The organism is Deltaproteobacteria bacterium (genome assembly GCA_009930495.1).
GTDB lineage: Bacteria > Desulfobacterota > Desulfovibrionia > Desulfovibrionales > Desulfomicrobiaceae > Desulfomicrobium.
This window is the reverse complement of the sequence record RZYB01000476.1, coordinates 1-1,049: the sequence shown is the minus strand read 5'-3', so window position 1 is coordinate 1,049 and position 1,049 is coordinate 1. Positions and strand designations below refer to the sequence as shown.

The window sequence follows — 1,049 nt, the reverse complement described above, 5'->3', positions numbered from 1 at the left end:
TGCGAGGTGCCGATGACCAGGGCCACGCCCAGGGCGCCGACATAGCGGGCCGCAAGCAAGCGCCACAGGGACAGGGGCGCGGCCAGGACGATTTCGTCCAGATGGCTGTTGCGGTCGCGGACAATGGGCTGGGCGAAAATCCAGGCCCAGGCGAAGAACAGGAAAAAGGCGTCGCCCGAAGTCATCAGATACACCAGCCCCGGAGCATTGCGCGGGATGTCGATGGCGCCCATTTTTTGCAGATTGTCCGCGCTGGTCATGACAATGAGGATGTAGCCGGTCAGCACGACGTAGATGAGCGGCAGCACGCCGCCGCGCAGTCCGGCCCGGAATTCGTTCCAGGCCTCACGCAGGAAAAAATTCATCTACGCCTCCTCGTCGGTCACGCCGGCATCAGCCAGGGCCGCGTGGTAGACGTCTTCCAGGGTGGCCCGGCGCGGCGTGAACTCTGGTCCGGGGCAGTCCTCGGCCAGGACCACGGCCAGGGTGCCCTCGGGCGCGGCGGTCAGACGCATGGCCCTGGGCAGGTCTTCGCCACGCGGCACGACCCGCGACCAGAGACGGTCCTGGAGACGGGCGGTCAGCTCGCCGGGCGCGCCCTCGGCCACGATGCGGCCCTTGGCCATGATGGCCAGCCGGGCGCACAGGTTCTCCACGTCCTCGACAATATGTGTGGACAAGAGGACCACCGCAGCCTCGGCCACGTCGGCCAGAACCCGGTGAAAACGGTTGCGCTCGGCCGGATCGAGTCCGGCCGTGGGCTCGTCCACGATAAGCAGGCGCGGCGATCCGATCAGGGCCATGGCGATGCCGAAACGCCGCATCATGCCGCCGGAGTAGGTGGCCACGGCGCGGTGGGCCGCGTCGGATAGGTTGACCCGTGCGAGAAGCGCTTCCACTTCGGCTCGGCGCTCGGCGCTGTCGGTGCGCCCTTTGAGCCAGGCGAAGCGGTCGAGCAGATCCCGGCCGCTGATGCCGGGATAGGCCCCGATCTGCTGCGGCAGATAGCCCAGACGGCGGCGCAGATGGTCGGGATCGGCCAGGGTGTC

General features: G+C 68.0%; 2 protein-coding genes. Both read right to left on the bottom strand.

Annotation, left to right across the window (positions count from 1 at the left end):
- Positions 1–365 (bottom strand): ABC transporter permease (locus EOL86_15590; GenBank protein ID NCD26993.1); only part of this gene is annotated, 365 nt, incomplete at its 3' end.
- On the bottom strand, positions 366–1,049 hold a 684-nt coding region (locus tag EOL86_15585), incomplete at its 5' end, for an ATP-binding cassette domain-containing protein (GenBank protein ID NCD26992.1).